The sequence below is a fragment of the Nonomuraea sp. NPDC049486 genome (assembly GCF_040676925.1).
In the GTDB taxonomy this organism is placed as follows: Bacteria; Actinomycetota; Actinomycetes; order Streptosporangiales; family Streptosporangiaceae; genus Nonomuraea; species Nonomuraea ferruginea.
In genome coordinates this window covers 295,603-321,996 of record NZ_JBFAPV010000004.1, presented here as the reverse complement: position 1 = coordinate 321,996, position 26,394 = coordinate 295,603, and the positions used below count along the sequence as shown (strand labels likewise).

The 26,394-nt window shown below is 71.9% G+C and carries 27 protein-coding genes; 15 read left to right on the top strand and 12 right to left on the bottom strand.

Translation table 11 applies throughout. From position 1 onward, the window contains the following. The first annotated feature begins 119 nt into the window (after positions 1-119). The 6 genes from AB0K05_RS13945 to AB0K05_RS13920 are packed head-to-tail and all read left to right on the top strand — an operon-like array spanning position 120 to position 6,105. On the top strand, positions 120-1,121 hold the full coding sequence (locus AB0K05_RS13945; RefSeq protein WP_364229257.1) for a LacI family DNA-binding transcriptional regulator: 1,002 nt from the start codon (positions 120-122) through the stop codon (positions 1,119-1,121). Positions 1,122-1,138: 17 nt separating this feature from the next. Beyond that, on the top strand, positions 1,139-2,404 hold the full coding sequence (locus AB0K05_RS13940; RefSeq protein WP_364229255.1) for an extracellular solute-binding protein: 1,266 nt from the start codon (positions 1,139-1,141) through the stop codon (positions 2,402-2,404). Further along, positions 2,401-3,282 (top strand): sugar ABC transporter permease, encoded by an 882-nt coding sequence (locus AB0K05_RS13935; protein WP_364229253.1) that lies wholly within the window; start codon positions 2,401-2,403, stop codon positions 3,280-3,282. Before AB0K05_RS13940 ends, AB0K05_RS13935 begins: the two co-directional genes overlap by 4 nt. Beyond that, positions 3,282-4,088 (top strand): carbohydrate ABC transporter permease, encoded by an 807-nt coding sequence (locus AB0K05_RS13930; protein ID WP_148035528.1) that lies wholly within the window; start codon positions 3,282-3,284, stop codon positions 4,086-4,088. Before AB0K05_RS13935 ends, AB0K05_RS13930 begins: the two co-directional genes overlap by 1 nt. Before the next feature lie 10 nt (positions 4,089-4,098). Then, a complete protein-coding gene (locus AB0K05_RS13925) occupies positions 4,099-5,469 on the top strand; it encodes a sulfatase-like hydrolase/transferase (RefSeq protein ID WP_364229251.1) in 1,371 nt (456 codons plus the stop codon). Positions 5,470-5,508: 39 nt separating this feature from the next. Next, positions 5,509-6,105 (top strand): AAA family ATPase, encoded by a 597-nt coding sequence (locus AB0K05_RS13920; RefSeq protein ID WP_148035529.1) that lies wholly within the window; start codon positions 5,509-5,511, stop codon positions 6,103-6,105. Here AB0K05_RS13920 and AB0K05_RS13915 read toward each other — a convergent pair. After that, positions 6,092-8,056 carry a family 10 glycosylhydrolase gene (locus tag AB0K05_RS13915; RefSeq protein ID WP_364229249.1) on the bottom strand — a complete coding sequence of 655 codons (1,965 nt, stop codon included), beginning with the start codon at positions 8,054-8,056 and terminating at the stop codon, positions 6,092-6,094. The genes AB0K05_RS13920 and AB0K05_RS13915 overlap by 14 nt on opposite strands. Before the next feature lie 188 nt (positions 8,057-8,244). Here AB0K05_RS13915 and AB0K05_RS13910 point away from each other — a divergent pair, with 188 nt between their 5' ends. Further along, positions 8,245-9,759, top strand: coding sequence for an N-acetylmuramoyl-L-alanine amidase (locus AB0K05_RS13910; protein ID WP_364229247.1), 1,515 nt, complete (start codon positions 8,245-8,247; stop codon positions 9,757-9,759). A 56-nt stretch (positions 9,760-9,815) separates the two neighbouring features. Here AB0K05_RS13910 and AB0K05_RS13905 read toward each other — a convergent pair whose 3' ends face one another. The 5 genes from AB0K05_RS13905 to AB0K05_RS13885 all read right to left on the bottom strand — a co-directional run bounded on the left by AB0K05_RS13905 (position 9,816) and on the right by AB0K05_RS13885 (position 14,042). Beyond that, on the bottom strand, positions 9,816-10,826 hold the full coding sequence (locus tag AB0K05_RS13905) for a chemotaxis protein CheB (protein ID WP_271278468.1): 1,011 nt from the start codon (positions 10,824-10,826) through the stop codon (positions 9,816-9,818). A gap of 85 nt (positions 10,827-10,911) precedes the next feature. Further along, positions 10,912-11,421, bottom strand: a complete 510-nt coding sequence (locus tag AB0K05_RS13900; protein WP_148035533.1) for an STAS domain-containing protein — start codon at positions 11,419-11,421, stop codon at positions 10,912-10,914. Positions 11,422-11,470: 49 nt separating this feature from the next. Further along, entirely contained in the window at positions 11,471-12,289 is an 819-nt protein-coding gene (locus AB0K05_RS13895) for a DUF1206 domain-containing protein (RefSeq protein WP_271278469.1), read from the bottom strand. Positions 12,290-12,345: 56 nt separating this feature from the next. Next, a complete protein-coding gene (locus AB0K05_RS13890) occupies positions 12,346-13,536 on the bottom strand; it encodes a hypothetical protein (protein WP_364229244.1) in 1,191 nt (396 codons plus the stop codon). Continuing rightward, positions 13,533-14,042, bottom strand: coding sequence for a SigE family RNA polymerase sigma factor (locus tag AB0K05_RS13885; RefSeq protein WP_364229242.1), 510 nt, complete (start codon positions 14,040-14,042; stop codon positions 13,533-13,535). Before AB0K05_RS13885 ends, AB0K05_RS13890 begins: the two co-directional genes overlap by 4 nt. 188 nt (positions 14,043-14,230) lie before the next feature. Between AB0K05_RS13885 and ctaD the strand changes: the two genes are divergently transcribed. Both ctaD and AB0K05_RS13875 read left to right on the top strand, forming a co-directional pair. Continuing rightward, entirely contained in the window at positions 14,231-15,865 is a 1,635-nt protein-coding gene (ctaD, locus tag AB0K05_RS13880) for a cytochrome c oxidase subunit I (protein WP_364229782.1), read from the top strand. Positions 15,866-15,938: 73 nt separating this feature from the next. Then, on the top strand, positions 15,939-16,166 hold the full coding sequence (locus AB0K05_RS13875; RefSeq protein WP_364229240.1) for a hypothetical protein: 228 nt from the start codon (positions 15,939-15,941) through the stop codon (positions 16,164-16,166). 4 nt (positions 16,167-16,170) lie between these two features. On the opposite strand, the gene AB0K05_RS13870 is transcribed toward AB0K05_RS13875, so the two are convergent. The 4 genes from AB0K05_RS13870 to AB0K05_RS13855 all read right to left on the bottom strand — a co-directional run bounded on the left by AB0K05_RS13870 (position 16,171) and on the right by AB0K05_RS13855 (position 18,390). Then, complete coding sequence (locus AB0K05_RS13870; protein ID WP_364229238.1) at positions 16,171-16,956, bottom strand: hypothetical protein; 786 nt, start codon at positions 16,954-16,956, stop codon at positions 16,171-16,173. 75 nt (positions 16,957-17,031) lie between these two features. Next, the gene (locus tag AB0K05_RS13865) at positions 17,032-17,514 is read right to left on the bottom strand and encodes a metallophosphoesterase family protein (RefSeq protein WP_364229236.1); all 483 of its coding nucleotides are present in this window, start codon (positions 17,512-17,514) and stop codon (positions 17,032-17,034) included. Next, on the bottom strand, positions 17,511-18,038 hold the full coding sequence (locus AB0K05_RS13860; RefSeq protein ID WP_364229234.1) for a GNAT family N-acetyltransferase: 528 nt from the start codon (positions 18,036-18,038) through the stop codon (positions 17,511-17,513). Before AB0K05_RS13860 ends, AB0K05_RS13865 begins: the two co-directional genes overlap by 4 nt. Before the next feature lie 7 nt (positions 18,039-18,045). Then, positions 18,046-18,390: a helix-turn-helix domain-containing protein gene (locus AB0K05_RS13855; protein ID WP_364229232.1), complete on the bottom strand. Its 345-nt coding sequence runs from the start codon at positions 18,388-18,390 to the stop codon at positions 18,046-18,048. Between the two features lie 52 nt (positions 18,391-18,442). Between AB0K05_RS13855 and AB0K05_RS13850 the strand changes: the two genes are divergently transcribed. Then, positions 18,443-19,189: an SDR family oxidoreductase gene (locus tag AB0K05_RS13850; protein ID WP_364229230.1), complete on the top strand. Its 747-nt coding sequence runs from the start codon at positions 18,443-18,445 to the stop codon at positions 19,187-19,189. Positions 19,190-19,231: 42 nt separating this feature from the next. Here the strand turns inward: AB0K05_RS13850 and AB0K05_RS13845 are convergent, their stop codons facing one another. Next, the gene (locus AB0K05_RS13845; RefSeq protein ID WP_364229228.1) at positions 19,232-20,086 is read right to left on the bottom strand and encodes a cytochrome c biogenesis CcdA family protein; all 855 of its coding nucleotides are present in this window, start codon (positions 20,084-20,086) and stop codon (positions 19,232-19,234) included. A gap of 3 nt (positions 20,087-20,089) precedes the next feature. Beyond that, on the bottom strand, positions 20,090-20,683 hold the full coding sequence (locus AB0K05_RS13840) for a redoxin domain-containing protein (protein ID WP_364229226.1): 594 nt from the start codon (positions 20,681-20,683) through the stop codon (positions 20,090-20,092). A gap of 230 nt (positions 20,684-20,913) precedes the next feature. On the opposite strand from AB0K05_RS13840, the gene AB0K05_RS13835 reads away from it, so the two are divergent. From AB0K05_RS13835 to AB0K05_RS13815, 5 genes are all read left to right on the top strand, one after another. Beyond that, complete coding sequence (locus tag AB0K05_RS13835) at positions 20,914-21,813, top strand: endonuclease/exonuclease/phosphatase family protein (protein WP_364229224.1); 900 nt, start codon at positions 20,914-20,916, stop codon at positions 21,811-21,813. A 123-nt stretch (positions 21,814-21,936) separates the two neighbouring features. Next, entirely contained in the window at positions 21,937-23,145 is a 1,209-nt protein-coding gene (locus AB0K05_RS13830) for an MFS transporter (protein WP_364229222.1), read from the top strand. A gap of 43 nt (positions 23,146-23,188) precedes the next feature. Next, positions 23,189-24,910 carry an HAD hydrolase family protein gene (locus AB0K05_RS13825; protein WP_364229220.1) on the top strand — a complete coding sequence of 574 codons (1,722 nt, stop codon included), beginning with the start codon at positions 23,189-23,191 and terminating at the stop codon, positions 24,908-24,910. Between the two features lie 84 nt (positions 24,911-24,994). Beyond that, positions 24,995-25,429, top strand: a complete 435-nt coding sequence (locus AB0K05_RS13820; RefSeq protein WP_219542795.1) for an STAS domain-containing protein — start codon at positions 24,995-24,997, stop codon at positions 25,427-25,429. A 3-nt stretch (positions 25,430-25,432) separates the two neighbouring features. Next, entirely contained in the window at positions 25,433-26,386 is a 954-nt protein-coding gene (locus AB0K05_RS13815; protein ID WP_364229217.1) for a sporulation protein, read from the top strand. The last annotated feature ends 8 nt before the right edge of the window (positions 26,387-26,394 follow it).

The following is a 26,394-nucleotide window of genomic DNA, read 5'->3' as shown; positions in this document are numbered from 1 at the left end:
CGATTAACTATGAGCGGGAACGTACGGGACCGCGCCTCGTACAGCAGAGGCATCAGGCATCATCGCGCGGTCACCAAAACCCCGTTTACATATAGGAATTACTACGTTATACGTATAACATGCGACCCACCGCCAAGCAGGTAGCCGAGCTGGCCGGGGTGTCGACCGCCACCGTCTCGTACGTCCTCAGCGGGCGGGACCGGCGCGTCGGCGCCGAGACCAGGCAGCGCGTCCTCGACGCCGCCGCCCGGCTCGGCTACACCCCCAACCAGGCCGCCAGGAGCCTGCGCAGGCGCAGGACGCAGCGGGTGTGCCTGGTCCAGGGCTCGTTCGGCGGGGTGCCGACCGACGAGCGGCTGGCCCGCGACCTGCACGAGATGGCCGACGGCCACGGATACTCCGTCGTCACGCTGGCCGTCTACTCCGAGGCCCGCGCCGTGGCCGCGGTCGACGTGCTGCGCGGCGGCATCGCGGACGCGGTGCTCGTCAACAACGTCGGCGACCACCTCACCGAGGAGCTGCTCGCCCAGGTCGTGTCCGCCCGGCTGCCGACCGTCGTGATCGGCAACGGCCCCGTGCCGCCCGGCTGCAACGTCGTACGGGCGCCGGAGACCGAGGTGTCGGCCGAGGCGGTGGAGCACCTGATCGCCCAGGGGCGGCGGCGCGTCGCGTTCCTGGCCCAGCGCTACGAGCTCTACCGCGACCGGCCGATCGGCCGGCTCCTCGGCTACCACACGGCGCTCGACCGCCGCGGGATCGAACAGCGGACCGTGGTGTCGGGCGCCGACGACCGGGTGAGCGCCTACCAGGCGGCGACCGGTCTGCTGCGCTCCCCCGACCCTCCCGACGCCGTCTTCGCCGCCAGCGACCGGGCCGCGATCAGCACGATCTGGGCGGTCAGGGACGCCGGGCTGCGCGTGCCCGCCGACGTCGCGGTGGTCGGCGTCGGCAACATCGACGAAGGCCTCATCACCAACCCCCAGCTCAGCACCGTTGGCCCCATCCGGCACGACTACACCGACGTCGTCCGCCTGCTCTTCGACCGGCTCCAGGCCGAGGAGCCACCGCCCGCCCGCGAGATCGTCCGCCCGTGGACGTTCGTGCGGAGGGGCTCCTCCTAGAAGGGAAACCGACGCAGATGTCTCCCCACCTTTCCCGCCGGGACCTGCTCCGCCTCGCCTCCGCCGCCGCGACCGTACCCCTCCTGTCCGCGTGCGCGGGCGCCCCGCCCGCGCCGGGCGCCGAGCCCGGCACGTTCACCGTCTACTGGAACGCCGGCCACGACTACCAGGCCTACCGCAAGGTGATCGCCGAGTTCGAGCAGGCCAACAAGGTCACCGTCAACTTCCAGAAGTACCAGTGGCCCGACCTGCGCACCCGGCTGCTGGCCGACTTCGCCTCCGGGGTCGTGCCGGACGTGGTCGAGGAGCCCGGCGGGTGGGTGCAGGAGTTCGCGCTCTCCGGCAACGCCCGCTCGCTCCAGGAGTACGTCGACCGCGACGGCGCCGCCATGGGCTTCCCCGCCGACTGGCAGCCGGTCACGGTCGAGCGCAACTCCTACCAGGGCCAGGTGTACGGGGTGCAGCTCCACCTGACGTGCACCCTGCTCTTCTACAACAAGGGGATGCTCGACGCCGCCGGCGTCCAGCCGCCCACCACCTGGGAGGAACTGCTGGAGGCGGCCAGGAAGCTCACCAAGGGTGACGTGTACGGCATCGCGCTCAACCAGGACCACACCTACGCCAACCCCTGGCTGCTGCAGGCCGGCGTCCGCCACTACGACCCCGGCACCAAGGAAGTGCTGACGCCGCGTGACAAGGCGGTCGAGGCCATGCGGTTCCAGGCCGACCTGGTGCACAGGCACAAGGTGGCGCCGGTGCCGGTGTCGGGCACCGACTACTCGGGGCCGCAGAAGCTGTTCTCCGCCGGGCGGGCCGCGATGATCATCACGGGCCCCTGGGACCTCGGGCCGATCAAGGAGACCAGCCCCGACATCGAGCTCGGCCTGGCCGCCCCGCTCAAGAAGGACGGGCAGGCCACCAACGCGGCCGGCACCAGCCTGCTCGTGCCGGCCAAGGCCGCCAGGCCCGACCTGTCGTGGGACTTCATCAAGCGCATCACCGCCCTGGAGGTCGAGCGGGCGGCCACCGAGGAGGTCGGCATGCTCATGCCGCGCGTCTCCTGGGCCGAGCTGCCCGAGGTGGGGAACGACCCGCTGATCAAGCCCTTCGCCGATGCGCTCGGCTACGCCCAGGACTCCAGCCAGGAGATCCGGCTGACCGGCCAGTCGGGCAGGTTCGACGAGGAGCTGAAGAAGATGTACCAGTCGGTGGTGATCCAGAACCGGCCGGCGGAGGAGGCGATCGAGGCCCTCGCCGAGACGGCCAAGGGCTTCCTGAAGTGAGCGTGCTCCGCCCGCGCACCCTGTCGGCCAGGTACGCCCGCACCGCCTACCTGTTCCTGCTGCCGGCGATCCTGTTCTTCGCCGCGTTCTTCTACCTGCCGATCGGGAACGTGGTCTCCACGAGCCTGATGACCGGGCCGCAGGCGGACCGGTTCACGGGCCTGGGCAACTACGCCCAGGCCCTGGCCGACCCGTCGGTGCGCCACTCGTTCCTGGTGACGGTCGCGTTCGCGGTGGCGGTGGTGGCGGGGTCGATCGTGCTCGGGCTAGGCCTGGCGCTGGCCCTGGACCGGCCGCTGCGGGGCCGGGTGGCGTTCCGGATGATGCTGCTCGTGCCCTACCTGACGTCGGTGGCGATCGTCGGGCTGCTGTGGCGCAACATCCTCGACCCGGAGCTGGGCGTGCTGAACCGGTCGCTGTCCGCCGTCGGGCTGCCCGAGCAGCAGTGGCTCAACACGCATCCGCTGCTCACCATCGCCGCGATCACGCTCTGGCAGAGCGCGGGCTACACGATGGTGCTGTTCCTGGCCGGGCTGCAGGGCATCCCGGAGACGTTCCACGAGGCGGCGAAGATCGACGGGGCCGACGGCTGGCACCGGTTCTGGCGGATCACGCTGCCGCTGCTGGCGCCGACGACGCTGTTCGTGTCGGTGATGGCGGTGATCTCGGGGCTCCAGGCCTTCGGTCAGGCGTACATCATCACCAACGGCGGGCCGGGCGACGCCACCGACCTGTCGGTGTTCCACATCTTCAACGTGGCCTTCCGCGCCCGCGACTTCGGCTACGCCTCGGCGCAGTCGGTGCTGCTCCTGGTGGTGATCGTCGCCTTCACCCTGATCCAGCTGCGGGCCGGACGGCGCGGGGAGGTGCAGTACTGATGCGGCGCGCGCTGATCTACCTGATGCTCACCGTCGCCTCGCTGGTGATGGTGCTGCCCCTGCTCTACATGCTCTCGCTGTCGCTGCAGACGGAGGCGGAGACGCTCGCGGCCGAGGCGGTGATCGTGCCGGAGAGCCCGCAGTGGGGCAACTACGCCGAGCTGTTCGAGCGGGCGCCGTTCGGCGACTTCATCGTCAACAGCCTCGTCGTGGCGGGCGCGATCACGCTGGCCCACCTGCTGTTCGACCCGCTGGTCGGCTACGTGTTCGCGAAGTTCCGCTTCCCGCTGCGCAACACGCTGTTCGTGGCGCTGCTGGCGACGCTCATGGTGCCGTTCTTCGTGCGGATGATCCCCTTGTACGTGCTCATGGCGCATCTCGGGTGGATCAACACGTACCAGGGATTGATCACCCCGTTCCTGATGGACGCGTTCGGGATCTTCCTGATGCGGCAGTTCATCCAGCCGATCCCGGACGACCTGATCAGCGCGGCCCGGATCGACGGCGCTTCGGAGTTCGCGATCTACCGGCGGATCATCCTGCCGCAGACCCGGCCGGCGCTGGCCGTGCTGGGGCTGTTCACGTTCGTGTTCCAGTGGAACGAGTTCCTGTGGCCGCTGGTGGCGACCACGACGCCGGAGATGCGGACGATCCCGGTCGGGCTCACGCTGTTCAACCAGGAGTACTTCACGCTCTGGCATCTCACGGCGGCGGGCTCGGTGATCCTGTTCGTCCCCACCGCCGTGCTGTTCATCGTCAGCCAGCGATACTTCGTGCGCGGTATCGCGCTGACCGGCCTTCGTTAGGAGTCATCGAGTGCGCCCGAACGTGATCGTCGTCCTCACCGACCAGCAGCGGTGGGACACCGTCGGCCCGGCCTTCACCCCGAACCTCGACCGCATGGCCAGGTACGGGACGCAGGCCGCGGTGGCGCTGACCCCGCAGCCGGTGTGCGCGCCGGCCCGGTCGGCGCTGCAGACCGGGCGCTACCCGACCACGACGGGGGTCTACCGCAACGGCATCGTGCTGCCGCCGGAGGAGCGGACGCTGGCCCACCACTTCGGCGCGGCCGGTTACGCCACCGGTTACCTCGGCAAGTGGCACCTGGGCAGCCGGGATCCGGTGCCGGCGGACGAGCGCGGCGGCTACCGGAGCTGGCTGGCGTCCAACATCCTGGAGTTCACCTCCGACGCCTACCGGACGATCACCTACGACGACGCGGGCGAGCCGGTGTTCCTGCCGGGCTACCGCTCGGACGCGCTGGTCGACGCGGCGATCCGCTACGTCGCCGACCACAGCCGCGAGCCGTTCTTCCTGTTCCTGTCGTTCATCGAGCCGCACCACCAGAACGAGGTGGACAACTACCCGGCGCCCGACGGGTACGAGGAGCGCTACCAGGGGAGCTGGCTGCCGCCCGACCTGGCCGCGCTGGGCGGCACCGCGCACCGGCACCTGGGCGGCTACCTCGGCCAGATCAAGCGGCTGGACGAGGGGCTCGGCAGGCTGCTGGACGCGCTGCGCAGCATGGAGCTGCTGGACGACACGATCGTGGCCTACACCTCCGACCACGGCAGCCACTTCAAGACCCGCAACGACGAGTACAAGCGGTCCTGCCACGACGCCTCGCTGCGGGTGCCGCTGGCGCTGCGCGGGCCGGGCTTCGACGGCGGCGGCGCGATCGCACGGCCGGTGTCGACCATCGACCTGCCGCCCACGCTCCTGGAGGCGGCCGGGCTGCCGGTGCCGGAGGAGATGCAGGGCCGCTCGTTCCTGCCGCTGCTGCGCGACGCCCGCGCCGACTGGCCGGAGGAGGTGTTCTTCCAGGTGAGCGAGTCGGAGGTGGGCCGCGGCATCCGCACGGAACGGTGGAAGTACTACGTGGTGGCCGAGGACGCCGACGGGTGGCACGACCAGGCCGCGCCCCGCTACCGGGAGCAGGCCCTGTACGACCTGGCCAGCGACCCGCACGAGCTGGTGAACCTGGCCGGGCTGCGCTCCCACGTCAAGGAGGCGGCCGGGCTGCGGGAGCGGCTGGCGCGCAGGATGGTGGCCGCGGGCGAGACCGAGCCGGTGATCGAGCCGGCCGTGGAGAGCGACGCGGAGGAGAGGGTGCTGGCCGACCCGGTCGTGCGGCTCGGCGGGCCCGAACCCGTCAGGTTCGGTCACCAGCGCCCGGGTGGTTCGTAGCCCTATACTCCTCCCGTCCTATTGGGAGGATGTGCGCCTTTGACCGCCCCGGTTCCCTCCGCCAGGAAGGCGGCCGAGCCGCTGTGCTACCCCGCGGGCTCCCTGGTGATCATCACCGGGCTGCCGGGGGCGGGCAAGTCGACGCTGCTGGGCCGCCTCTACCCGCTGACCGGAGCCGAGAGTTCCCCGGTCAGGGCGGGTGGCGCGACGGTCGTCGACTCGATGCAGTCCCGGCTGCGCTGGGCTGCCGCGCTCGCCTGGGCGCCGAAGCCGGTGCGCACGGCCGTGGTGTTCGTCACGCACATCCGGCGCATCCGGGCCGCGCTCGGGCGGGGCGAGTCGGTGGTCGCGCACAACCGGGGCTGCGGCCCGCTGGTGCTGCGCGGCTTCGCCCGGCTGGCCCGCCGCGCCGGCGCGGGCTTCCATCTGGTGATCCTGGACGTGCCCGCCGGCGCGGCGATGGCGGGCCAGCGCGCCAGGGGCCGGGTCGTCCCCTGGCGCACGTTCGCCCGTCACCGGCGCCACTGCGCGGCGCTGCTCGCCCGCGTCCGGGCCGGCGACCCGGCCCCGGCGGCCACGGCCCGGGTGCTGGACCGGGAGACCGCCGCGCGGCTGGCGGGCATCAGATTCGAGTGATGCGCACCGCGTCGGCGATCACGTAACCGGCCGTCGTCGTCCAGCGGCTCACGCCGACCACGTTGTACGTGCCCGCGTTCAGGGAGAAGGTGCCGATGCTCCGCCAGGCGCCGCCGCCGGTGCGCTGGTCGACGGTGACGGTCTGGTTGCCGCCCGAGGCCGCGACGATGTGCGGGGTCGCGCTGTTGTACCCGGCGTTGCCCGGATACCAGACCTCGACGCGGTACGTGCCCGCGCTCGGGATGCTCGCCCGGAACCAGGCCGGGTCGCTGGCGGCCACCGGGTCGGCGAAGCGGTAGTCGGCGCCGTGGCGCTCGGCGGAGAACGCGGAGGAGCCCCAGTTGGCGCCGGCGGTGAAGGCGGCGTCGGCGTTGTCCACGGTGACGGAGAACCCGCCGCCCGAGGCGGTCACCGCGCGGCCCGCGCTGGGCGCGCTCTCCTGGTGGGTGCGGGCGAGCGCGGTCACGTAGTAGGTGTAGGCGGTCCCTGCGGCGGCCGTGGTGTCGGTGAACGTCCTGGACCGGGTGGTGCCGAGCAGGTTGCGGGCGTCGGCGAACGCGCACGGGTCGGCGGCCGAGGGGGTGCCGTTCACCCGGTGGACGGCGTAGGCGGTGCCGCCGCCGTTCCAGGCGAGGGACACGCCGGTCGAGCCGCGGGTGGCGGAGGTGATGGCGGGCGCGGCGGGGGCGGCGGCCGGGCCGCGGGGGTGCGGCAGCGACGGCTTCGCGTAGTGGGCGGCGGCGAGGATGGAGAAGGAGTTGATCCGGTTGGCCCTGACGTCCTTGGCGCTGAAGAAGATGTCGCCGGCCACCTCGGGGTGCTGCCGGTTGAGGTGCAGGTGGTCGCTGAGCTCGTCCGGGTCCTGCCAGTCGGCGCCGTGGCTGCTCACCCCGGCCCGGTAGGAGGCCTGGCCGGCCAGGAGCCGCACGCCGGTGTTCCTGACCACGTCCGCCCACCAGGCGATCAGCACCCTGTAGTCGGCGACGGAGTAGCCGATGTGCCAGTAGAGCTGCGGCGCGATGTAGTCGACCCAGCCCTGCTTCACCCATCGGCGGGTGTCGGCGTAGATGGCGTCGTACGACTGCAGGCCGGAGGTGGCCGAGCCGAGCGGGTCGGTGCCGGAGTTACGCCAGATGCCGAACGGGCTGATGCCGAAGGCGACGTGCGGCTTGGCCGCGTGGATGCGCTGGTCGAGCTCGCGTACCAGCAGGTTGACGTTCTCCCGCCGCCAGTCGTGCACGCTGGCGAAGCCGCCGCCGTACTGGGCGTACGCGGCCGAGTCCGGGATGGTCTGGCCGGCGGCGGGATACGGGTAGAAGTAGTCGTCGAGGTGGACGCCGTCGATGTCGTACCTGGTGACCGCTTCCATGATCACGTCTTCGATGAAGCCGCGCACCTGCGGCAGGCCCGGGTTGTAGTAGAGCTTGCCGTCGTAGGCGAAGCGCCAGGAGGGGTTGCGGCGGGCCGGGTGCGAGGAGACCAGCTGGTTCGGGTCGGCGTGGTTGGCCACCCGGTACGGGTTGAACCAGGCGTGCAGCTCCAGGTTGCGGCTGTGCGCCTCGGTGACCATGAACGCGAGCGGGTCGTAGCCCGGGTTGCCGCCCTGGGTGCCGGTCAGCCACTGCGACCACGGTTCGAGCGACGACGGCCAGAACGTGTCGGCGGTGGGCCTGACCTGCACGACCACGGCGTTCATGCGCCGCTGGACGGCCAGGTCCAGCCAGGCGCGGAACTCCGCCTGCTGGGCGGAGACGCTCAGGCCGGTCCGGCTGGGCCAGTCGATGTTGGCGACGCTGGAGATCCACATCGCCCGGAGCTGGCGCTTGGGGGTGGCCGGATCGGTCGCGCAGGCCGCGCGGGCGGTCACGGCGGCGGCGGGGGCGGCCGGGACGACGACGGTGCCGAGCGCGGCGGTGAGTGCCACCAGGACGAGGCGCAGGAGCGTGGTCACGAAGATAAGTTTCAGCGCATCGCCATCAGGGTGCAATAGTTTTCACAGCTTTCGCGGGGGCCCAACTTTGCCGGGGCCGCCGACGCGCGGGCGGAAAGTTTCCTTTAATACCTGAGTAATGTCAATTATCGACATCTGTCATGAAAGTCCCTTACTGTGCGTGCGGTACCCCCCAGAGTGGAGTTCTCATGACACTGGTACGCACCCGATTAGTAGCCCTCGTCGCCGCCGCCCTCTCCACCCTCCTGGTCATCGCCGTCCAGCCGGCCCTCGCGGAGCGCGGCACCCCGCTGTCGGACGCCTTCGCCAAGGCCGCCGCCGCCCACGACGTCCCCCGCGACCTGCTCGTCGCCCTCGGCTACGCGGAGACCCACCTCGACGGCCACGCAGGCGAGCCCAGCGCCAGCGGCGGCTACGGGCTCATGCACCTCGTCGACAACCCCACCAACAAGACCCTCTCCGAAGCCGCCGCGCTCACCGGGCAGCCGGCCGCCACGCTGAAGAAGGACGACGCCGCCAACATCCTCGGCGCCGCCGCCGTGCTGCGCTCGTACGCCGACAAGCTCGGCCTCGACGAGGCCGCCAGGAAGGACGCCGGCCGCTGGTACAAGGCGGTCGCCGAGTACGGTCACGCCTCCTCGCCCGAGACGGCCCGCCTGTACGCCGACGCCGTCTACGAGATGCTCGGCCTCGGCCTCCAGGCCCGCGGCGTGACCGTCGAGCCGCAGGAGGTCACCGCCGACCGCGGCGACCTGGCCAAGGCCCGCGACCTCAACGCGCAGGCCGCGGTCGCCAGCCCCGACTACCCACCGGCCGCCTGGGTCGCCGCCTCCTCCAGCAACTACCGGGTGTCCAACCGCGAGACCAGCTACAACATCGACCGCATCGTCATCCACGTCACCCAGGGCTCCTACGCGGGCACGATCTCCTGGTTCCAGAACCCGGCCGCCCAGGTCTCGGCGCACTACGTGGTCAAGTCGTCCAACGGCGCCATCACCCAGATGGTGCGTGACAAGGACGTCGGCTGGCACGCCGGGAACTCCACCTACAACAACCGTTCCATCGGCATCGAGCACGAGGGCTGGGTCAACGACGCGTCCTGGTTCACCGACGCGATGTACCGCTCCTCGGCCGCGCTGACCCGCCACCTGGCCGACAAGTACGGCGTGCCGAAGAACCGCACCGGCATCATCGGCCACAACGAGGTGCCCGGCGCGACCCACACCGACCCGGGTCCGCACTGGAACTGGACCACGTACATGAACTACGTGAACGGAGGCACCACCAACCCGCCGACCTGGACCACCACGGTCGACAACGCCAGCTCCCAGTTCACCGCCAGCACCAACTGGGGCACCTCGGCGTACTCCAGCCAGCGGCACGGCGCCGACTACCGGTTCGCCGACCCGGTGGCCGCCAGCGACCCGGCCTGGTACTCGGCGGCCATCCCCAGCGCCGGCACGTACCGGATCGAGGTCTGGTATCCCAGTGATCCCGGATACAACAGCTCGGCCCCGTACATCGTGGCGGCGGCAGGCGGCAACCAGACCGTCTACGTCGACCAGCGCTCCGGTGGCGGAGCCTGGCGGAGCATCGGCACCTTCCAGCTCAACGCCGGCACGCAGAACGTCGTGGGCGTCAGCCGGTGGACCGGCGGCACCGGCTACGTGATCGCCGACGCCGTGCGCATCTCCCGCATCTAGATCTCACCCGCGCCTGACGGGAAGCGCCGCGCCGGTGCTCCCCGTCAGGCCCTCCTTCAGGACAGGAGCAGGCTGTCGTCGCCTCCGCTGATGCGGGCCTGCACCATGCGGATGGTCTCCACGGCCTCACGCGTCCGCGCCGCCTCTTTCCGGATGAAGCCGTGGGAGTGCTTCCCGCCGTGCTCCTCCGCCGACCGCGCCATCCGGCCGAGGATCCGCACCCGCTCGTCCAACCGCTGGATGGCGATCCACAGGGCTCTCTCCACCGCGTCCGACTGGGCCCCGACCAGGCTCTCGTCGGACCAGGCGTGTCCCACCCGGCAGACGAGGCGCGCGAGGCCCTCGTCCCTCTGCTCGTACATCGGACCGCCGCATTCCGGGCAGCCGAGTCCGGAGAGGGTGCCACCGGGCTCTGCCAGGGCGGGCTCCTCGCTCAGGAACCGCCCGACCTCCCGCATCATCTCCGTGTCGTCCATCCTGGCCTCCGTGATGACAGGCGTTCTGCTCTGCCGCACCAGCCAGTCGGCGAGCTCCCGTACGGGAAGCGACGGCGCGTTCGGGACCGCGGCGACGGCCGCCTCCGGCATGCCGGGGAAGGCCGCTTCGCCCGGGTCCTGCACCGCCACCGCGCCTCCTCTGCGGTCCACCGCGACGCACCCTCGCACGCCGTCGTCGAGCATGCCGCTCAGCACGACGGCGGCCACCCGCTCCCCCGCGTCGAGCGCCGCGCTCATGAAGAGCGGATCGGCCGCGGGGCGGTGACCGTTGTGCCGGGGGCCGCGTGACAGCCGGACCTTGCCCTCGTGGACGAGCAGGTGGTGATCGGGCCTGGCCACATAGACCCGCCCCCGGCGCAACTCCTGCATGTCCTCGGCCGGGACCGCCTTGAGCGGGCCCGCCCTGTCGAGGATCCCGGCCAGCACGCCGCCGCCCTGGGGCGGCAGGTGGAGCACCACGAGCACCGTGGCGGGGAGATCAGCGGGCAGCGATCCGACCAGCGTCCGCAGCGCCTCCACTCCTCCGGCGGAGGCCGCCACCACGATCGTGTCTCGTCCTACTGTCCACACCTTCTCCCCCTGTCCCGCAGGCGCGGGCTTATGCGTGCGAAGCGGTCGCCTGCCCGGCCATCCGTACGCGCGACTCCATGGCCTCTCAGGGGCCCGGCCCGCTCGCGCAGCGGCTCCGGGCGGAGGGTGATCGGCCGGGTGCCGAGGGCGGCATCGTGCCGCGCCGCCGGCCCGTGACAGGCCGCGCCGGGAGCCCGCGCAGCAGCGGCAGGTGACGAGGTCCCGGGGGCGCCGGCTCCGCGCACACGCCACAGGCGGCCAGCGCCTGGGGCAGGGTGTCGAACACCGGCAGCGGCGACCTCCGGCCCTTCTCCATGAGCGAGATGAGCCGGCGGAGCGCCGGGCTCGCCTCCGCGAGGAACAGGTCGCCGCCCTTGACCCGCAGGCCCCGGCGGGCGGCCACGAGCCGGCTCACCCCTCTCAGGTCGCAGAACCAGAGATCACCGGCCGCCACGACGACGCACATGGCCGGGGACGCGACCAGCGGTTCGAGCGTCTCGGAGAGGATCGGGACGGTCATCGCGTCCAGCTCACCCGCGAGGGCGACGACCATCGTGGTGTCCGCTATCGGCTTCAAGTGAACCGACAAGTACATGTCCGGCCTCTCCTTCGACTTCTCGACACCGCCGTGCGCTTGCGCTCCTTCAGGTGCGGCGCCAGCGGGACTCGCCGAAGCAGTAACCGGCGAACAGCACCAGCCCGAGCGCGACCGCGATCAGCAGCCACGGCCCGACGGGAGTGTCGGCGAAGGAGCGCAGCGCCTGGTCGATGCCTCCGGCCTTGTCCGGGTCATGGGTGATCGCCGCCTGGATGACGAGGAACCCGGCGAGCCCGGCGATGACGCCGCGGGCCACGTAGCCGGCCATGCCCAGCTTCTCCATCACCGAGCGGGCCCGGGGCGACATCCGCCCGAGGTCCAGTTCCTCGCGGAACTTCTTGGTGACGCCCTGCCGCACCCAGTAGACGCCGAGCGCGATGACGCCGAGGCCGACGGCGCCCACGATCCACTCGCCGGCCGGGAGGTCGAGCAGCATGCCGGTCACGTCCTGCGACTTCTCGTCCTCCGACGCGGCGCGCCCGGCCAGCAGCACGCTGAGCAGGGTGAACACGATCAGTCCGTAGACCACGGTCCTGCCGGCCGACTCGGCCCTGTCGAGCTTCTCCTGGTGGCTGAACAGCGCCTCGGACGCCTGCCACAGGGCCAGCGCCACGAAGCCGACGACCATCACCCACAGGATCACCGCCCCGAACGGCAGCTCCGCGACCGTGGTGATGGCACCGCCCTTGTCGGCCTGCTCCTCGCCGCTGCCCAGGGCGATCTGGACCGCCAGCACACCGATCAACGCGTACAGCACGCCGCGACAGGCCAGCCCGACCCGGGCCAGCCGGTCCAGGGCCGGGTGGTCAGCCGCTCGCCGGGCAGCGGCCTCCGCTGACCGCCCCGCGCTCTGCGCAGTGTTCACGGGATCCTCCTCGGAAGTTGAAAGGACCGTAAAGTGCCCAGAATCGGGGCCATCAGTCACCGGGGTGTGAGCACCCACCTCCAGCTGCCGTCCTCCTGGCTCTCCTGAACGCCGGTGAGCGGGACCGTGGTGCGGCCGTCGACGCTGACGAGCACCAGGCCGTTGCGGAACTCGTTCTCGCACCCTCCGGCGCAGCCGAGCGCGATGACGTGCTCGTCGTCGGCCCAGCCGATGAGCTGGAGCACGTTCTGGCTGCCGGCGACCTTCCCGGTGCGCCGTTCGATGATCGCCGTGGGCAGCCCGTCCGGGCCGAGTTCGAGCCGGCCGTCGGGCGAGATCTTCGACTCACCGTGGCGGTTGAACGCCTCACCGGGCGGCGGCTCCGCGGGCCGGCCGTCGAGGCCGTAGTAGACCCGCTCCGGGGAGATGTCGATCGTGGGCCCCCAGATCAGCGAGCCGTCGAGGCTCCAGCCGAGGTCCTGCCTGCCGTTGGAGTTGCTCGGCGGACCGTCCGTGCCGGGCAGCGGCGGCAGCGCGTGGTGTTCGGCCCGGCCCGTCGGCACGTCGATCAAGTAGTAGCCGGTGCGCGGGCTGTCCTTCCGCCGCCATGCGACCCCGCCGGTGGGCAGCTCGTCGGGGTAGGAGGAATAGGTGGTGGCCAGCAGTTTCGTGCCGTCGGGCGACCAGGCGACGTGCCCGGCCCGGCGACCGAGCTGGATCCAGGAGAGGAACTGCCGGGTGTCCAGGTCGATGACGCCGATCCGGTCGCCCAGCAGGTCGCCCTGGACCACGGCGGCGACCCGCATGCCGGGGGCGACGTCCACCCAGGCCCAGGGGGTCTCCTCGTAGCTGTCGGTACGCGGGTCGTACAGGTGCCAGGTGCGCCGGACGTGGTCCAGCCCGTTCTCCCCCTTCTCCCTGCGCAAGGTGTAGTACGCGCCGACCGCCAGATTTCCGGCGGCCACGAGCTTCGTGGGCCGCCCGTGGTCCGGGTCCGCCCGCACGTCCGTGGGCGCCGGCGAGGGCCGGGGCGGAAGCGTGACCGTCACGGCCGGCAGCACGGGGCCTGGCGGCTGGACGGTCACGAACACGGCGACAGCCGCGATGACCGCCGCGGCCAGCAGCGCGGCGCCGGCGGGCAGCAGGCCGCGCCGCCGCCTCCTTCGCAGCGCCCGATCGGCCAGGTCGTGCGGCACTTCGGCCTGCCCGGCCCACTCCTCCATCGTCTCGCGGAGCAGCCTGGTCATTTCGCGGCCTCCAGTTCCTCGGCGAGTTCGGGGGCGACCTCACGCAGCCGGGCCAGCGACCGGTGCGCGGTGCTGCGTACCGTGCCGACCGAGCAGCCGAGCCGGCGGGCCACCTCGTGATCCGGCAGGTCCTCGAAATAGCGCAGGACCAGGACCGTGCGCTGCCTGGCGGTCAGCTTGGCCAGCGCGGCGCGCAGCACCACGCGGAGCTCACTCTGATGGGTACGGTCGCGCCCGGGCAGGTCGGGCACCGTGCCGCGGACCACCTCGACCCGCCGGCCCGCCGCCCGCCACCAGCTGACCTGCTGGCGGTACATGATCTGCTTCGTGTACGCCTCCGGTGCGTCCACCCGCCGCCATCTGCTCGCCAGCTTCGCCAGCGCCGCCTGCACCAGGTCCTCGGCCGCGTGCTGGTCGCCACCGGTGAGCAGGAAGCCGAGCCGCATCAGCGCGGGGGACCGCGCGGAGACGAACTCGCGGAAGCCGCGCTCGTCTTCGGCGTCCACGTCACCTCCAGGGATTGACTGTCACCACTGAGACGCCGCGAACCCAGGCCCGCTATGCCGCAAGCCATCACTTTCTTGGGCCTACCGTGGCGACACGGAGGGTAGTTGTTTCTTTACGGAGCGCCTGCCGAAGGGGAACCAGGGTGACGATCCAGAAGCCGAGAGACGAGGAGCCGACGACTTCGCCGCTGGCCCCAGTCCACGGCCGTCGCACGGGCGCGGTCATCACCAAGTGGCTCACGTCCACGGACCACAAGGTGATCGGCTACCTGTACCTGATCACGTCTTTCATGTTCTTCCTGTTCGCGGGCGTTCTGGCCCTGCTCATCCGGGCCGAGCTGGCGGGGCCCGAGCTGCAACTGGTGAACGCGGAGCAGTACAACCAGCTGTTCACCATGCACGGCGCGATCATGCTGCTGCTGTTCGCCACCCCGCTGTTCGCCGGGTTCGCCAACGTCATCATGCCGTTGCAGATCGGGTCGCCGGACGTGGCCTTCCCCCGGCTCAACATGGCCAGCTACTGGCTGTTCCTGTTCGGCGGGCTGATCACCGTCAGCGGCTTCCTCACCCCCGGCGGGGCCGCCAGCTTCGGCTGGTTCGCCTACACCCCGCTGTCGTCGGCCACCTACTCGCCCGGCATCGGCGGCGACCTGTGGATCATGGGGCTGGTGCTGGCCGGGCTCGGCACCATCCTCGGCTCGGTCAACTTCATCACCACGATCATCTGCATGCGCGCGCCGGGCATGACCATGTTCCGGATGCCGATCTTCACCTGGAACGTGCTGCTGACCAGCATGATGGTGCTCATGGCGTTCCCGGTGCTGGCCGCCGCACTGCTGGCCCTGGAGGCCGAACGCAAGTTCGGCGTGCACGTCTACGACCCCGCGGCCGGCGGGCCGATCCTGTGGCAGCACCTGTTCTGGTTCTTCGGGCACCCCGAGGTCTACATCATCGCGCTGCCGTTCTTCGGCATCATCACCGAGGTCATCCCGGTCTTCTCGCGCAAGCCGATCTTCGGCTACATCGGCCTGGTCGGCGCGACCATCGCCATCGCCGGGCTGTCGATGACCGTCTGGGCGCACCACATGTTCCCCACCGGCCAGGTGCTGCTGCCGTTCTTCTCGTTCATGACCTTCCTCATCGCGGTGCCCACCGGGGTGAAGTTCTTCAACTGGATCGGCACCATGTGGCGGGGACACCTGTCCTTCGAGACCCCGATGATGTTCGCCATCGGGTTCCTCGTCACCTTCCTGCTCGGCGGGCTCACCGGCGTCATCCTGGGCTCGCCGCCGCTCGACTTCCAGGTCACCGACTCCTACTTCGTGGTGGCCCACTTCCACTACGTGGTGTTCGGCACGGTCGTGTTCGCGATGTTCGCCGGGTTCTACTTCTGGTGGCCGAAGATGACCGGCCGGATGCTCGACGACCGGCTCGGCCAGCTCCACTTCTGGACGCTGTTCATCGGCTTCCACACCACGTTCCTGGTGCAGCACTGGCTGGGCTGGGCCGGATTCCCGCGCCGCTACGCCGACTACTCGCCCGGCGACGGGTTCACCCTGCTCAACCAGATCTCGTCCGTCGGCGCGGCGATCCTCGGGCTGTCGACGCTGCCGTTCCTCTACAACGTGTGGAAGACCTCGCGCAAGCCGCGCTGGGTGACACTGGACGATCCGTGGGGGTTCGGCGGCTCGCTGGAGTGGGCCACGAGCTGCCCGCCGCCGCGGCACAACTTCTCCTTCATGCCGCCGATCCGCTCCGAACGGCCCGCGTTCGACCTGCACTACCCGCACAGCTACCCCAAGCGGGACGAGATCGAGGCGTGACACATACTTCGGTCGGTCCTGAGCATCCCTAAGGCCGATCCGCCGGGCCGCGGCCGGGCACTAGCGTCGGGCCATGCGTAAAGCCATCCAGATCGTCGGCTTCGTCCTGGCGCTCCAGGGCATCAGCGGGGCCATCGACCACGTGGCCGCCCAGCCGTTCTTCGGCTTCTTCCTGAACTTCTTCAACCGGGTGATCATTCCCCGTATCGACGTGCTGACCGGCTATGAGCTGTTCGCCAACCTCGCCCTGGCCGCCCTGGGCGTCGTGCTGATGATCGCCGCCGAGCGCGCGCCGGGTTGACCGACTACGTCGCGTAGCTGAGCCGGGGATGGTCGCGCAGGATGATCGGGGCCGACAGCATCGTGTGCCGCTCGCCGACCTCCCCCACCAGCACCGGCCAGGTGCCGATGTTGCGGCAGCCCTCGGCCAGCGGGCGCAGCTCGGCCGGCGGGTTCAGGAGGGAGACGAACCGCCCGCCGTGGGTGCGCACCACGCTCTGCGCCGACACGAACGTGTGCCTGAGCACCTCCGCCCGATCCTCGCCACGCCAGTCGGTGGTGTTGGCCACCTTGACCGTCAGCCTGAACAGCCGGTCGCGCAGCGGCTCCGCGCGCACCACGGCCTGGCCGTGCAGGGTCTCCCAGCAGCGCAGCACCGCCCCGGCCCGGCCGCGGGCGTCGATCAGCCAGACCGCCTCCTGGTCGCCCGGCACGTCGACGCGCATCGTGTACGCCGCCCCCGCCAGGTCGGCGAGCGTCAGCCCCGACACGGCCGCCTCGCGCTCGCGCGCCTCCAGCCCCGAGACGTAGCGGGCGCCGTCGACGGTCAGCTCGGCCGCCGGCTCCAGCTCGCCGCCGCGCGCCCGCGCCACCTCGCGGCTGACCAGTTGCAGGAACCGTACGTGCACGTCCACGGTGTCGGCGGGGGCGGCCTCGACCAGGCACTGGGTCTGCATCATCCAGGAGAGACCGGCCCGCCCGCCGGCGTACGGCTCGGGGTGGAGTCCGCGCAGGTAGCGGTCGTCCAGCAGCCGATGGTACGGGTGGCACTCGTACAGCACGGCCTGCGCGATCTGTCGTGCTCTGTCCATATCGAGCCGCCTTGCAGTCGATCTGTAACTTTCTGTAATCGACATACCGCTCGGGCGTGACAGACAAACCCGTGCTCAGGTGACCGCGACGATCTCGGCCTCGACCAGCGCGCCGCCCTCGACGCGCAGCACCCCCACGGTGCCGTGCGGCTGGCGGCGCCGGTCTGTCGGCGATCCGGGGTTGAAGATGCGCAGCCCGTCACCGGACTCGTCGAGCGGGATGTGCGAGTGCCCGAACACCACCAGGTCCGCCTCCGGGAACTGCCGCCGCATCCGGGCCGGCCGTCCCCTCGCCGGGCCGCTGTCGTGGATCATGCCGACCCGCAGCCCGTCCAGGTCGAGCTCCAGCGTCTCGGGCGCGTCCAGGTCGGGCCCGTCGTTGTTGCCCTTCACCACGTGCACGGGCGCGTACGCGGCCAGCTCGGCGAGCACGGAGGGCACGCACACGTCACCGGCGTGCAGGATCACGTCGGCGCCCACCAGCAGCTCGGCCACCCTCGGCGGGCACGACTTCCAGCGGCGCGGCGCGTGCGTGTCGGACAGCACGACCGCTCTCACGCCACGTCCCTACCCGTCCGCAGCACGAGCACCTCCAGGGCCCGCTCGGGCAGCGCGCCGACCCGCCGCCAGCCCAGCGCCCGGTAGAAGCGGGCCGCGGGAGCCCGCGGCGAGGTGAGCAGCCAGGCCCGCGGCCACCCGGCCACGGCCGCGTCCAGCAGCCGCCGCCCGATCCCCCGGCCCTGGGCGCCGGGGCCCACGAACAGCTCCACGACCTCGAACGCGCCCCGGGTCAACCCGGCCACGACCTCCGGGCCGCAACTGCGCTGAAGCTCCTCGTAGATCGCGTTGCCGGACAGGTCGTCAGGCGTCGGCCACCCGAAGCACACGCCCACGAGCTCGTGGCCGTCACGCTCGATCCACGCGGCGAACCCGGGCCGTTCGGCGTCGCGCGCCAGCTTGCCGGGGAAGGCGGCGAAGTCCGCCTCGGTCTCGTACCAGGGCGGCACGGAGAAGCACTGCCGGTAGAGGCCGGCGATCTCGCCGGAGATCGTCACGCAGCCGGGGCCGTCGAGTCGCTCCACCACCCCATTATCGGTGGCCGGCGAGCCCCACCTGGTCGCCCACGTCCTCGCCCTCCGCCGCCGCCAGCACCGCGTCGAGCAGCCCGGGGAAGCGCCGGTCCAGGTCGGTGCGGCGCAGCGTGACGTAGCAGCGGGTGCCCTCCTGGCGGGTACGGGTGATGCCGGCGTCGCGGAGGACCTTGAGGTGGTGGCTCAGCGTGGACTTGGCCACCGGCGCGCGCAGCTCGCCCCAGCCGCGCTCGCGGCCGTCGGACAGCACCCGCACCAGGCCGATCCGGATGGGGTCGCTGAGCGCGGCCATCGCGGCGACGAGCCTCAGCTCGTCGGCGGCGGGGTGCGAGGCTCGCTTCACGCCCTCATGGTAGCTTGTTCGACATTCTACGAACATCGAACAAGGGAGGGTCATGGACCTGGACGGCAAGTCCGTGATCGTGACCGGGGCCAGCTCCGGCATCGGGCGTGCGACGGCCGTGGCGTTCGCCCACGCCGGCGCGCGGGTGCTCGGCGTCGGCCGCGATCAGGACGAGCTCGACCGCACCGCCCGGCGGCATCGGGACATCGTCCCGTTCGCCGCCGACCTCGCCACGCCGGGCACGCCGGAGGCGGTCGTCCAGGCGGCGGCCGACCGGTGGGGCAGCCTGGACGTGCTCGTCAACAACGCCGGAGCCACCGCCGTCATGCCGCTGGAACGGCTCGACGCGGACCGGGCGCGTGCCCTGTTCGAGCTGAACGTGATCGCGCCCAGCCTGCTGGCCAAGGCCGCGCTGCCCCACCTGCTGCGCTCCCGCGGCTCCATCGTCAACGTCTCCAGCACCTACGGGCACCGGCCGCTGCCGGGCGGCTCGCACTACGCCGCCTCCAAGGCCGCGCTGGAGCAGCTCACCCGGAGCTGGGCGCTGGAGCTGGCCGGGGCCGGGGTGCGGGTCAACGCGCTGGCTCCGGGCCCCACGGAGAGCCGGGCACTGGCCCGCGCGGGGCTGCCGGAGCCGGAGGTCGAGCGCATCAAGCAGGACGAGGCCCGCCGCGTCCCACTCGGCCGGCGCGGCACCCCCGAGGAGGTCGCCACCTGGATCGTCCGGCTCGCCGACCCCGCCTCGACCTGGCTCACCGGCCAGGTGCTCACCGTGGACGGCGGCCTCGACCTGACCTGACCGGGGCTCACTCGACGGCCGCCCCACCCACCTGACCGGGGCTCACCCCGGACGGCGGGCCCGCCTCGATCTGATCAGGAGGATGGCGACCAGCGCCGCGGCGGCCCCCGCGACCGGCACCGCGCCGACGGTCTCCAACCAGCCCGAGATCGTCCCCTGCACCGCCGTCACCCCGCCGACGACCGGGTCGTCCGGGTCGCCGCCGCCGAAGACCCGCAACTCGTACCAGCCGTAGTAGGTCACGTACAGGCCGGCCAGGACGAGCAGCACCCCGCTCAGCCGGTACACGTGCGGCAGCGACCGGCGCACCCGGAACAGGACGGCCTCCCTGGTCAGCGCCACGGCCAGGGACAGCAGGGCGACGACCAGTCCCATGCCGAGCGCGTAGGCGGCGAAGACCGCCAGCCCTCCGGCCACCCCGCCGCTCGTCAGCGAGGCCGACGTCACCGCCAGGAACGGCCCCACCGTGCACGACAGCGAGGCCACCGCGTACGCGATCCCGTAGCCGTAGAGCGAGCGCGCCGACATGGCGGGCCTGGCGGCGAACCCGGGGACGCGGACGAACAGCGACCGGCCGGCCAGCAGCCAGCCGCCCAGCCCCACCAGGACGACCCCGATCACGATCGTCACCCATGGCAGGACCGTCCCGGCCACCGCCGCCAGCGGCGTCACCACCAGCCCGAACAGTCCGAACACGGTCACGAACCCGGCGGTCATCGCCGCCGACAGCATCACCGCGCGCACCACCGGGCCGCGCCGCCAGACGCCGCCCGCGCCCCGTGGCTGCTCGCCCGCGACCAGCATCGACAGGTACGCGGGCAACATCGCGAACCCGCACGGATTGAACGCGGCCACCGTGCCCGCCGTCAGGGCGAGCGCGATCGGCAGATCCGTCATGGCTCAGGCGGCCTTGATCTTGGCCACTTCGGCGTCGAGGCCGTCGCGGCCCAGCGGGCCGTTGACCTTCGTGGTGCCGCCGCCGGGCTCCATGAAGACGAACACGGACTGCTGGGCGACGCCCAGTTTGGTCCACACCGCGCCCTTCTCGTCCGACAGGTGGACCAGCCCGCCGGTGCCGGTGCTCTCGACGAACTCCCTCATCGCGGCCTCCGTGTCGAGCCCCGCCACGCCGACGAACGCCACGTCAGGGTGCGCGGCCGCGGCGGCCTTGACCGCGGGCGCGTCCGACCGGCACTTGGTGCACCACGGCGCCCAGAACCAGAACACCACGGGCTTGCCGGCCAGGCTGCCGCCCTCGAACTCCTTCCCGTCGAGGGTCTTCGCGCTGAACCGCAGCGCCGCGGGCGTGGACCCGCTCTCCATCGGATCCGCGCTCTTCATCGGATCGGCACTCTTCATCTGATCCGTGCTCTTCATCTCATCGGAGGGCGCGGCGGACGTGGTCCCCATCGGGTCGGAAGGGGCGGCCGCGCCGCAGGCGGCCAGGGTCAGTGTCGCGGCGGTGATGACGGCCGCCATGCCAGCTCTGTTCACGCCCACCAGGCTAGGCACGCGGTGCCGCCGAGAACCTTACGAGCTGATGACGCCGCCCCGCCCGGCGCGGTCCGCCGACCGTCAGCGTTTAGGCTCACCACGAAAAGGTTGATCTCGCACGAATCGGGCGGCAAGGGTTGAACATCACCGTCGAGGCGAAGCAGGCGTCAGGCGGAGGCCCGCCGCCTCGTGGACACTCACCGCGCAGGCGGTGGGTCTCCTGGCTCACCGTGACCTTCCTGACCGTCTGGGCCGTGGTCAGGGCCGGCGGGCTGGAGTCTGGATCGTTCCTGACCCAGCTCATGACCGTCACCCCGTACGGCGCCGCGCTGGCCCTGCTGCTGGCCGCGGCCCTCGTCAGACGGAACCGCCCGGCGGCGGTCGTGGCCCTGGTGGCGAGCCTGGTGATGGCCGCCGCCGTGGCGCCCAGGGCGTTCCCGGCGGGCGAACCGGCCACCGGCGGCACCCCGTACAAGGTGCTGGCGGTCAACCTGTTCGGCCGCGCCGACCCGCGTACCGTGGTCGACCTCGTACGGGAGCTGCGCCCTGACGTGTTCGCCGCGACGGAGCTCACCACGCGCCAGGTGGCCGCGCTGGACGCGGCCGGGCTGGACGAGCTGATGCCGCACCGCGTGCTGCAGGACGAGCACGACGCGGCGGGCAGCGGCCTCTACGGCAGGCACCCGCTCACCGAGCTGCCCGGCCTGTTCACCCCGGTCGGCCACAACATGCCCGCGGCGGCCATGACCCTGCCCGGCGGCCGGCGCGTCGAAGTGGTCGCCGTGCACCCGAACCCGCCGCTCGGCCGGATGGTGGACGGCTGGAACCGGGCGATGGAGTCCTTCCCCGCGCCCGGCGGCGACGCGATCCGCATCCTGGCCGGCGACTTCAACGCCAGCCTGGACCACCGGGCCATGCGCGACCTGCTCGGCCGCGGCTACGCCGACGCCGCGCACCAGGCCGGCGCGGGCCTGACGCCGACCTGGCCGAACGGGCGCGGCCTGCCGCCGTTCATCACGATCGACCACATCCTGGTCGACGAGCGCGCCGGGGTGAGCTCCTTCGACGTGCTGGACGTGCCGGGCACCGATCACCGGGGGGTGTTCGCGGAGCTCCGGCTGCCGTCGTAGCGGGTTAGAATCGGGCGCATGACCTGGCGACATTGATGCATCACCAGAGGCCGAAGGGCTCGCGGGCCGCCGCGCAGGCAGGCAGTCGCGACCCCCGTTCGTTCCCTTCGGAAGGCCTCACGCATGTCACCGCCTGCCAAGCGGCTGGTCCGCACGCTCTACGTCTACACGTTCCTTGACGATTTCGTCCTGCTCTACCCGGTCTACGCGCTGCTGTTCACCGACACCGGGCTGTCCGTGGCCGAGACGTCCTCGTTGTTCGTCATCTGGTCGGTCGCGGGGCTGGTGCTGGAGGTGCCCTCCGGGGCGCTGGCCGACTCCGTGTCCCGTCGCCTGCTCCTGTTCGCCGGCCCGCTGCTCGCCGCCGCCGGGTTCGCGCTGTGGGTGATCTTCCCGTCCTACTGGATCTTCGCGCTGGGCTTCGTGCTCTGGGGCGTGCGCGACGCGCTCGGCTCGGGCTCGATCGAGGCCCTGGTGTACGAGGAGCTCGCCCGCACCGGTGAGACGTCACGCTACGCGCAGGTCATGGGCCGGGCGGCGTCGGCAAGCATGGCGGCGACCGCCGCGGCCATCGCGCTGGCCATCCCGGTCTTCGCCGCCGGCGGCTACCCCGCGGTGGGCGTGGCCAGCGTGCTGGCCTGCCTCCTCACCGCCGCCACCGCCCTGGCCTTCCCCGAGCACCGCTCCCCCGTCCGGGAAGCCGGTGACGACGGGGAGCTCTCGTACGGGCAGGTGCTGAGGGCCGGGCTGGCCGAGGCGCGCGGGGACCGGCGGGTGCTCCACGGGCTGGTCCTGCTCGCGACCGTCACCGCCATCTGGGGTGCGCTGGACGAGTACGTGGCGTTCCTCGGCATCGAGGCCGGGCTGCCGGAGACGGCGATCCCGCCGGTGTACCTGCTGGTGTGGGCCGGGGCCACGGCCGGCGGGCTGCTGGCCGGGCGGGCGCGGCGGTTGCGGGCGCGCGGGTTCGGCGCGGTGCTGGCGGCCGGGGCGGTCGCCCTGGCCGGTGGCGCGCTCAGCGGGCATCCCGCGGGGTTCGTGGCGATCGCGGCGGCGTTCGGGGTGTTCCAGCTGGCGGGCGTGGTGGCCGACGCCCGGCTGCAGGACAGCATCACCGGCCCGAGCCGCGCCACCGTCACCTCGGTGGCCGGCCTGGGCACCGGCGTGATCACGCTGGCGGTCTACGGCGTCTACGGCGCCGCGTCCGGCCTGGTCTCGCACGGGCTCATGTTCGCCCTGCTGAGCGTCCCGTACCTGCTCGTGGCCGCATGGGTGATCATCGGCCGCCGGGCGCGGGCGGCCGCGGAGCCGGAGCCGGCCCCGGCCGCCTGACCGGGCCGCGTTCGCGTCGGTTTCGTAGGGGTACGTGCCGCCCATGAGGTATCACGTGCTCGCCTGCGACTATGACGACACCCTCGCCCGGCACGGCGAAGTGGCCGAGCACACGATCAAGACGTTGGAACGGGTCTCCCGCTCGGGCAGGAAACTGCTGCTGGTCACCGGGCGGGAGCTCGACGACCTGCTGACCGTCTTCCCGCACGCCGACCTGTTCGACCTGGTCGTGGCCGAGAACGGGGCGCTGCTCTACGACCCGGGGCAGCGCTCCGGCGAACCGCTCGCGGACCCTCCGCCGCCGGAGTTCGCCGAGCGGCTGCGCGGGGAGGGCGTCACCCCGCTCGGCGTGGGATCGGTGATCGTGGCCACCCGCGAGCCGTCCGACGTCCAGGTGCAGGACGCGATCCGGGAGCTGGGCCTGGAGCTGCAGGTGATCAGGAACAAGGGCGCGGTCATGGTGCTGCCGCCCGGCGTGAACAAGGCCAGCGGCCTGGCCGCCGCGCTGGACCGGCTGGGCCTGTCGGGCCACAACGTGGTGGCCGTCGGGGACGCGGAGAACGACCACGCCTTCCTGAGCGCCGCCGAGTGCGGCGCCGCCGTCGCGAACGCCGTCCCGGCCCTGCTGCGCCAGTGCGACCTGCCGCTGGGCCGGGAGAACGGCGACGGCGTGGCCGAGCTGGCGGACCTGCTGCTGTCGGGCGAACTGGACGAGATGGAGATCCCGCGGCACCACGTCCTGCTCGGCGAGGGGGCCGGCGGCGAGGTGCGGCTGCGCCCGTACGGGACCGGGCTGGTCGTGGCGGGACCGTCGGGCAGCGGCAAGTCCACGGTCACCACGGCGCTGCTGGAGCGGCTCGTCGAGGCCCGGTACCAGTGCGTGGTCATCGACCCGGAGGGCGACTACGCGGAGTTCGCCGGCGCGGCAGTGCTGGGCGAGCCGGACCGGCCGCCGGGCCCGGAGGAGGTGCTGCGGCTGCTGGAGTCGCCGGACCAGAGCGCGGTGGTGAACATGATCGGGATGCCGCTGCGCGACCGGCCCGCGTTCTTCGCGGAGCTGATGCCCCGCCTGGTCGCGCTGCGGGCCAGGCTCGGCCACCCGCACTGCGTCGTCGTGGACGAGGCGCACCACCTGATGCCGGCCGAGGTGCAGGAGGTGCCGGTCAAGGACGTACGGGACCTCGGCTCGCTGATGATGATCACCGTGCATCCGGAGGCGCTCAGCCCCGCCGCGCTGGACCTCGTGGACGGCGTGATCGCGGTCGGGCCGGAGCCCGCGGAGACGCTGGGCGCGTTCGCCGGCGCGCTCGGCCGGGACACCCCCGCGCTGGAGGGCGAGGCGGCCGAGGGGGCGGCGCTCTGGCGCGTCTCCGCCGACACCGCCCAGCTCGTCCATCCGACGCCGGCCCGCGCGCACCGCACCCGCCACCGCCGCAAGTACGCCGCCGGCACCATGTCCAAGGACAAGAGCTTCTACTTCACCGGCCCCGAGGACCGGCTCAACCTGCGGGCCCGCAACCTGCACAACTTCGTGGAGCTGGCCGAGGGCGTGGACGACGAGACCTGGGCCTTCCACCTGAGGCGCGGCGACTACTCGACCTGGATCGGCGAGAAGCTGGGCGACGCCGAGCTGGCCGGCGAGGTCGGGCGGGTGGAGCGGGAGAAGCCGGACGACAGCCTGCGCCGGGTGGCCGAGCTGATCGAGCGGCGTTACACGCTGCCCGCCGAGCCGACCAAGTACGACCCGGACCACGACGACACCTGACCGGCGGCCTACTCCGGTGGATAGAGTTAGCGAACCCCCGGGTCCGTCACGGTGTAGACCCCGCTCAGCGGGAAGCCGTATGACGTGGCCGACAGGTTGAGGATCGAGACGACCCACCACCTGGGGTGCACGGTCCTGCGGGCCGGCGGAGTGCTCGACCACGCGGGAGGCGCCCGGTTCAGCGCGCACGTCCAGGCGGTGTGGGGCTGGTCGCAGGGGCCGGTGCTCGTGTTCGACCTGAGCGAGCTGCGCTTCTACGACTCCTCGGCCATCGGCGTGCTGGGCACGGCGTTGCAGCGGATCGAGGCCACGGGCAGCGGGCGGGTGATCCTGATCCGGCCCACCGAACACCTGCTGAGCGTCCTGCGGCAGACCGATCTGCTGGCGCGCGTGGAGGTACGCGACAGCGTCGCGGAGATCGTGGCCGAGCTGATGTCGGGTGATGCCGATTTCCGGGAACCGGAGGAAACCGAAGATCGTTTCCGATACGGTCGCCTGCCGTACGGAAACGGAGAGTGAGCAGTGGTATTCAAAAGGATGCTGGGCGCGTTCGGCGTCGGAGCACCGTCGGTCGACACGGTCCTCAGCACGCCCCGGGTGCGCCCCGGGGGCGCCCTCGCGGGTGAGGTCCGCCTCAAGGGCGGTGAGTTCGACGCCGGCATCGAGCACGTGACGCTGGCCCTGGTCGCCCGCGCGGAGGCCGAGGCCGGCGACGGCGAGCACACGGGGCTGGCCGTGCTGCACGAGATCCGGGTCTCCGGCCCCTTCACCCTGGCCAAGGGCGAGGACCGGACGATCCCGTTCGAGGCCGAGATGCCGTGGGAGACGCCGCTCAGCGAGGTGCAGGGGCAGCCGCTGACCGGGATGGCGCTCGGCGTGCGCACCGAGCTGGCCATCGCCAAGGCGGTCGACAAGGGCGATCTCGACCCGATCGCGGTCGAGCCGCTGCCGTCCCAGCAGCGGGTCATGGAGGCGTTCCTGCAGCTCGGCTTCGCGTTCAAGTCGGCCGACCTGGAGATGGGGCAGATCTACGGCGTCCGCCAGGAGCTGCCGTGCTACCAGGAGATCGAGTTCTACGGCCCGCCCGGGCAGATCTCCGAGGCGGAGCTGACGTTCGTCGCCGACCCCGTCGGCATGGACATCGTCATCGAGGCCGACAGGCGCTCGGGCCACTACGGGTCGGACGCCATCGGCAGGTTCCGGGTGAGCCACGACGAGGCGCTGCGGATGGACTGGGCGGCCGAGCTCGGCAACTGGCTGGGCGGGCTCTCGCAGCACCAGGGCTTCGGCCACGGAGAGGGCCACTACCACGGCCACCATGACCACCATGACCACCACCACGGCGGTGGCGGCGGCATGGGCGGCGCGATCGCGGCCGGGGCCGTCGGCGTGGCCGCGGGCGTGGCCGGCGGGATGATCGCCGCCGAGCTGATCGAGGAGGCCTTCGAGGGCGACGAGGAGGAAGGCGAAGACTGACCCCCGCC

Excerpts from the sequence above, each read along its gene's own strand:
- AB0K05_RS13825 (WP_364229220.1), top strand. The coding sequence starts at position 23,189 with ATGAGGTATCACGTGCTCGCCTGCGACTATGACGACACCCTCGCCCGG.
- AB0K05_RS13910 (WP_364229247.1), top strand. The coding sequence starts at position 8,245 with ATGACACTGGTACGCACCCGATTAGTAGCCCTCGTCGCCGCCGCCCTC.
- AB0K05_RS13850 (WP_364229230.1), top strand. The coding sequence starts at position 18,443 with ATGGACCTGGACGGCAAGTCCGTGATCGTGACCGGGGCCAGCTCCGGC.
- AB0K05_RS13875 (WP_364229240.1), top strand. The coding sequence starts at position 15,939 with ATGCGTAAAGCCATCCAGATCGTCGGCTTCGTCCTGGCGCTCCAGGGC.
- AB0K05_RS13940 (WP_364229255.1), top strand. The coding sequence starts at position 1,139 with ATGTCTCCCCACCTTTCCCGCCGGGACCTGCTCCGCCTCGCCTCCGCC.
- AB0K05_RS13845 (WP_364229228.1), bottom strand. The coding sequence starts at position 20,086 with ATGACGGATCTGCCGATCGCGCTCGCCCTGACGGCGGGCACGGTGGCC.
- AB0K05_RS13830 (WP_364229222.1), top strand. The coding sequence starts at position 21,937 with ATGTCACCGCCTGCCAAGCGGCTGGTCCGCACGCTCTACGTCTACACG.
- AB0K05_RS13870 (WP_364229238.1), bottom strand. The coding sequence starts at position 16,956 with ATGGACAGAGCACGACAGATCGCGCAGGCCGTGCTGTACGAGTGCCAC.
- AB0K05_RS13900 (WP_148035533.1), bottom strand. The coding sequence starts at position 11,421 with ATGTACTTGTCGGTTCACTTGAAGCCGATAGCGGACACCACGATGGTC.
- AB0K05_RS13945 (WP_364229257.1), top strand. The coding sequence starts at position 120 with ATGCGACCCACCGCCAAGCAGGTAGCCGAGCTGGCCGGGGTGTCGACC.
- AB0K05_RS13890 (WP_364229244.1), bottom strand. The coding sequence starts at position 13,536 with ATGACCAGGCTGCTCCGCGAGACGATGGAGGAGTGGGCCGGGCAGGCC.
- AB0K05_RS13930 (WP_148035528.1), top strand. The coding sequence starts at position 3,282 with ATGCGGCGCGCGCTGATCTACCTGATGCTCACCGTCGCCTCGCTGGTG.